Consider the following 5622-nt stretch of genomic DNA (forward strand, 5'->3'; position numbering starts at 1 on the left):
AGTAGAGTACGTAGTGTTTGTGGATTTCTAGGAGGGATTTATGCTTCATTGTGCGCATATCAATTGAGCCACAGAAATAAGCCAACCATTCGAGTAATCGAATAGTTGGCTTAAACAGGATTCAGGTTAAACTTAAGTATTTAGGATAAACTTTCTCCATTTATATAAAAAAACCACATAATATGGGTGGTATTTAAAATACTTTTTTATTTGATTTATTATTAAAGGTCAATGTCTTTGGTAGCTTGAATTAAGTAGAGTGTTTGTAAGTTTCAGGATAATGAAAAGATCAAAGAAAGAAATCTTTTCTCAAATATTACACTTGGGTCAAAAATTACTTAAATAAAAAGATTTAATACCTTTAATACCACTCTACGAGTTTGCCAATATACAGTTCCTTATCTCAAGTATTCAGGTTTGTCATTAAAAGAAGTCTGGTTTTACTTTAATGAGTTACCTATATATCTTTATATTTTTCAATTTTTTAATTGGTTTTTGAGAGTCGATAAAGCTTGCTTAAACTTAAAAAATAAAGCTAAATTTTAAAATTAAAGTATGTTTTATTTTGTTGCAAAGAATCATGAAAGTGTAATATTTTGTTATTTAGAATATTATTTAAGCGCTGTATAAAGGGGGTACAGCCTTAAATAAGGGTAGATCAAATGACAAAAACAGAAATAGCTATATCTATATTCGTTGTATTGCTTATCACCCTGATGGTTTATTCCTTGGGACAAACGTTTAATTATTAAACGGATTTCGACTCACTAAGGTAACCGTATAAAAGTGTGCCCAGTGACTAAGGGGGTACACCAATTTAGGTTTTTTTAGGATAATTATTTTAGAGTGATTCTATTGAACCGATTTAAACGATGTTTATTCTGGCAGACATGGCCTCGTCAAACTATTCTTTTTTTTACATGTATTGGATATATATATAATTTTAGTGAAATTTCTGTCTATATTAAAAAAATAGGGGGTATAATTTCCCGCACTCGGCACCTCTCTGTGCTTTTAACTTAATTGTAAAATGTCTCTATATGAAGCTTAAATTTATTGGTGCTGTTGCACTACTGCTTGGAATGATTAACTCCTTAGCTGCCATGCCTTTTGATCCATTAATTGGCACATGGAAGGTTATCGATGACCGTACTGGATATTATATTTCAGATATTGTAATCCGTAAGGATTCTAAAACAGAACAGTATCGTGCCGTTGTGACCAAAAACTACCCATTGCCAGGTGCTCCAATGAGTGAAGTGTGTACCAAATGCGCGGGCGTACTAAAAAATCAGCCATTTTTTGGAATGGAAACATTAAGAGGACTGGTTGCTAATGGTAAAGATCAGCAATTCAGTAAAGGCGTGTGGATCAATACGCAGGATGGGAAAACCTACCATATTGATGCTCAATTAAATGAATCAAGAGATTTGCTCAAAGTTCAAGGCAAAGCCAAGGGAAGCAATACGATGAGCAATATGACGTGGAAGAAGCTCTGATAGAGCTTGTACCCTTATAAGCGCATGTATTGATTCCAGGCTTTAAAAAACCAACCTACCAATACGGTGGGTTTGTTCAAGAATTTGATAACTATTCTTTAAACTCTTGGATAGGGATAGGTCGGTCTTTCACAAATCCTACAAGGCCTTCTCCATTTTTAAAGTGAATAGCCCACCTTCATTATCAGGCATCAACACACCGTTCGCAGCAGGCGCTCTTTTCAACATGACCGTTCTATTTGAGTTGTCCGTCAGCAGCGCAGTTTCAAAATTATCTGACGATTTAAACTTAAGGATTAAATCCATTGGACTGCTGAGGGTGAGTCATGAATCTGTGCGGGAGTGAGGATGGAAATGCTGGGTACGCTACTCTCTACAGGACTGATCATTTCTGTAGGATATGAATTACAGCCTAGTAAGTATGAAAGCAATAAGAGAAATACCCCTGATATATTGCATAAAATTTCTCTTTATTTGTATTTGCATGACAGAAAAGAAAAACCTGTATTAAGATGAAGGGTTTTGAAATTATACTTCTTTCTTACTTGAATAGATGGTCAAAAAATATAGAATGAATAGGGTAGCAATTTTTTAGAGATTTAAATTGAAAAGATTTGCAAAAAAAAATAATGGCAGCATTAATGCTGACTGGTATGAGTAGTGTGGCGATGGCTGATTCCGATGCAGTAGCCAAGTACCAAGTTTTAAATGTAACGCAAAAGTATGCGGAATCCACTTCATGCGGGCATTCTTTTGAAAGAGGTAAAGCGGCTAAATTAACATCGATTAAAGATATTTATCCAATTTACTCAGACGAAAAGACCGGTATTGCAGAATACTATATCTTTTGGAGTGGCGATAAAGGCTGTAAAGGCGGAAACGGCAGCAGTTCTTTCCATATGTCTGAAGTCAGCAAGCTTTCCAAGTCACGACCATTTGTGGTTCAGAATGATAAAGCTTTTGGCGACAATGTTGACATTAACTTTAGATTTATCAGTAATGTGAAGCAGATCAATAGCAAGCATTTTGAGATTGTTTCTCGGGATTATGCTGATGCTACTTATGGCGGCAAGGACGGAGGAAATAACCTGCCAGCCAATACGTTTAAATATACGGTTCAAAAAATTGCCGGTAAAGGTTGGAAAGTCACTGACAAAGTGCTTTTTATTGCTTAAACTTATGTAGAAATAAAAAACCTAAAAGCTGGCTTCAGGCGATTAAATACTGTCTATATTATTGAAGTCTCATGGATTTATGAAATTACATAAATGTTTCAATATACTTGATATAAACATATAGGTTATTTCTTTTGATTATAAAAAATAACCAGCAATACCAAGATAATAACCAGAATTACTGCGATGACCACCCTTTCCATGATGATTAAATATAATCTACATGACTTTTTATTCTAGCATTGAATATTTCTTTTCTCTGTAGTCATTCAAGGCTTGTTTAGATTAGAAAGTAATCTTTCTCTCGTCCAGTTTTAGCAGCTGGTTTAAGTAGGTAGATATAATGGTTTTTTTATGTTTAGTAGGGTAATTCGTATAGAATTTTAATTTTTGATAGTAACAGCTTTCTGGAAAATAATATAAAGCTTCAAGAGCGATGAAATGATAAAAACCATGAGTTTGTGTACGGTTGAGCTGCAATGATAAGATCATGTACAAAAGCGCACATAATTCTCGCCCAGATTACTCATGGGGAATATAAGAAGCCTAGAAAAGGCAAGGCGATTGAGAAGGTATGAGATATTGGTGCAGGGCAGGCATTAGATATTTATATTAAACCTAAAACCATTTGCCAGTATAAAATACTTTGACCTTTATTTATGTTAGTTCGATTCGAAACCTATTTGAAATGACTAAAAATGGAGTATTGGATAAGTTCCAACTGTATCGGAGATCAGCAAAAGCTTCACTTGGATAAGGCCATCATTCACAAATACTACTCTTCATCAGATATGTTGCGATCATTGATAACAATTAAAAGCTTTCATACTTTCTCCACCCGGTCCAAGTGCCACTTTGGTTGCAGCTTTTTAAAATCTCAGGCCGCGTAAGGCGGTTTTTTTAACCCATTCTATTTGATTTGATTAAGACCTTGTCTTGATACATCTTTTCATCAGCTTCTAGAACGGCTGCTGATAATCCAGATTGGGGATTTCGCATTGCCAAACCAATTGCGGCACTAATACCAGCTTGTACCAACGCATGCTGAATTCTTAATACCAGCTTCTCAGCATTCTCTAAATCGGTTTCTATACTCAGTACTGCAAACTCATCACCACCTAAGCGAGCAACAATATCATTACTGCGTATATTATCTTTTAAGGTTAAAGCCATTCTTTGAATGAGTGCATCACCTGCCGCATGTCCTAAAGAATCGTTGGTAATTTTGAGATCATTAAGATCAATCATTAATATAGCAGTAGGATGGCCATATTGTTTGCAGCGCTCTTCTTCTAATTCAAGCAGTTTGTCCCATGCACGACGGTTAAACAGACCAGTAAGTGAATCACTAAGGGCCTCAGCTTCAAAATGTTCAGCTTTACGTATTTGTTGCGTCTCTCTTAATTCAGTTTGTAAGATATAACTCAGCATCTGTGCTAATAGTTCAAAAATCGCTGCCTCTTCAATAAGCATTTCTGACTTGGGTTGTGGATCAATAGCACAAAGTGTGCCAAAAAGTGAACCATCTTCTTTTACAAGCGGCTGGCCTACATATGCTTGTATATCTACCAGCTTGTTTATTGCAGCCTGACGGTATAGTGGGATAGCGGGTGAGTAGGGGGCAATGCGGGGAGCTTTGCCTTGTACCATTTGGGAGCAAAAGGAATCGGCCCAACGAAACACTTGCCCAGGTTTAATGTCATAGCCATTATCTTCACTTTGCAGAACGATCCAGTCATCACCTTCAGTGCGGGTGATCATCCATAAATTGAAGCCAAAGCGAGTGTGCAGGTATTTTAAAACCGTTTGACCTGCTTCCTCAAAGCTTTTAAAACCAGCATGATTTATCATAAAGATTCACTATATCTAGGAAGTAATTTCGAATACTTGAATATAATTGTATATAGAAATCATGAATAAAAATACAGCTTTAAAAGTCTAAAGAAAAAAGTATTCATAGCAGATCAGACAACATAAAATGAACAACACTCAAGGAGTAGACCCTATAGCATTATTTCTAATAATTATAGGGCTTATACTGATTATTACAGACGTTATTTTGAACCTTACGCTTAACATAAAAAATCATATAGATGGAGGGGCAAGTTTCTTATGCAGGTTGCCTGAGGGGTATTTTGTCTTGGGTCATAGCTAAAATAAAACCCATCTTAAGATGGGTTTTTAAAGTAAGAATCTTATTTTTTGTATTCAGTAATGTTAATTGGCTTACCTTTAACTAACTCTACTACACCTTCGCCACGCTTAAAGTGAATAGATACACCTTGGTCATTTGCTAAACGTACACCACTGGCCGCTACAGTTTGCTTCAAATGATGAACTTTGCCTGAATTATCAGTCATTTCTGCTGTTTCAAAATTGTCAGATGACTTAAGCTGAATAGTTAGATCCATTGGTCCAACAAAGTTAATTACTTGGGTTTCAGCCGGAGTGCTTGGTGTGCTTTCTACAGGAGGCGTTGATTCTGTAGGTTGTGTAGGAGATGAGTTGCAGCCGGCCAGTGCCAAAGCAAGAAGTGAAGCACCAATTATATATTTCATATTGAACAAACCTTTTCGTTCTAAATCATAAGTATAAACATGTTAATTAGTTGGATAGAAATATAAAGATTTATTTACATTTGGATGACATAAAAAATACTGCGATGAGGGGGAGGAATTCTTATCTGAATTTACCTATAGGGGATATTTAACTTGCCTTATAGTCTTCCCCTTATGACTTTAATGTCTTTAAGCGGGGCTTAGCTTGGGGTAATCATCAGGCTGAATTTTCAATAGAGCAGATACGCAGTTGTTTTTTGTATCTTGGATTCTCAAATGAAGTGCAACAGAGATTAAATTATTGGAAGGAAGCAAGATGAGCTAGCATTTTGCTTCCGACCGACCAAAGTCAAAGTTGCATCATGAACTATACTCATCTTACTCAAGAAG

Annotated in this window: 5 protein-coding genes and 1 pseudogene; 4 read left to right on the forward strand and 2 right to left on the reverse strand. The window is 35.9% G+C overall.

Going from position 1 to position 5622, the window contains the following annotated elements; genetic code table 11:
* The 4 genes and pseudogenes from E2K52_RS13055 to E2K52_RS13065 form a co-directional block, all read left to right on the forward strand.
* Positions 1–105, forward strand: a pseudogene (locus E2K52_RS13055) (IS982 family transposase); the annotation flags it as partial.
* 935 nt (positions 106–1040) lie between these two features.
* Positions 1041–1499: a DUF2147 domain-containing protein gene (locus E2K52_RS13060; RefSeq protein ID WP_151205487.1), complete on the forward strand. Its 459-nt coding sequence runs from the start codon at positions 1041–1043 to the stop codon at positions 1497–1499.
* Positions 1500–1847: 348 nt separating this feature from the next.
* On the forward strand, positions 1848–2015 hold the full coding sequence (locus E2K52_RS15085; protein WP_153228197.1) for a hypothetical protein: 168 nt from the start codon (positions 1848–1850) through the stop codon (positions 2013–2015).
* A gap of 113 nt (positions 2016–2128) precedes the next feature.
* A complete protein-coding gene (locus E2K52_RS13065) occupies positions 2129–2674 on the forward strand; it encodes a hypothetical protein (protein ID WP_151205488.1) in 546 nt (181 codons plus the stop codon).
* A gap of 900 nt (positions 2675–3574) precedes the next feature.
* On the opposite strand, the gene E2K52_RS13070 is transcribed toward E2K52_RS13065, so the two are convergent.
* Positions 3575–4522 (reverse strand): GGDEF domain-containing protein, encoded by a 948-nt coding sequence (locus tag E2K52_RS13070; protein WP_151205490.1) that lies wholly within the window; start codon positions 4520–4522, stop codon positions 3575–3577.
* Between the two features lie 347 nt (positions 4523–4869).
* Positions 4870–5232: a lysozyme inhibitor gene (locus E2K52_RS13075; protein ID WP_151205489.1), complete on the reverse strand. Its 363-nt coding sequence runs from the start codon at positions 5230–5232 to the stop codon at positions 4870–4872.
* Positions 5233–5622: the final 390 nt, after the last annotated feature.

This window comes from Acinetobacter sp. RF14B (genome assembly GCF_006864105.1).
Lineage (GTDB): Bacteria > Pseudomonadota > Gammaproteobacteria > Pseudomonadales > Moraxellaceae > Acinetobacter > Acinetobacter lwoffii_C.

Excerpts from the sequence above, each read along its gene's own strand:
- E2K52_RS15085 (WP_153228197.1), top strand. The coding sequence starts at position 1,848 with ATGGAAATGCTGGGTACGCTACTCTCTACAGGACTGATCATTTCTGTA.
- E2K52_RS13060 (WP_151205487.1), top strand. The coding sequence starts at position 1,041 with ATGAAGCTTAAATTTATTGGTGCTGTTGCACTACTGCTTGGAATGATT.
- E2K52_RS13065 (WP_151205488.1), top strand. The coding sequence starts at position 2,129 with ATGGCAGCATTAATGCTGACTGGTATGAGTAGTGTGGCGATGGCTGAT.
- E2K52_RS13075 (WP_151205489.1), bottom strand. The coding sequence starts at position 5,232 with ATGAAATATATAATTGGTGCTTCACTTCTTGCTTTGGCACTGGCCGGC.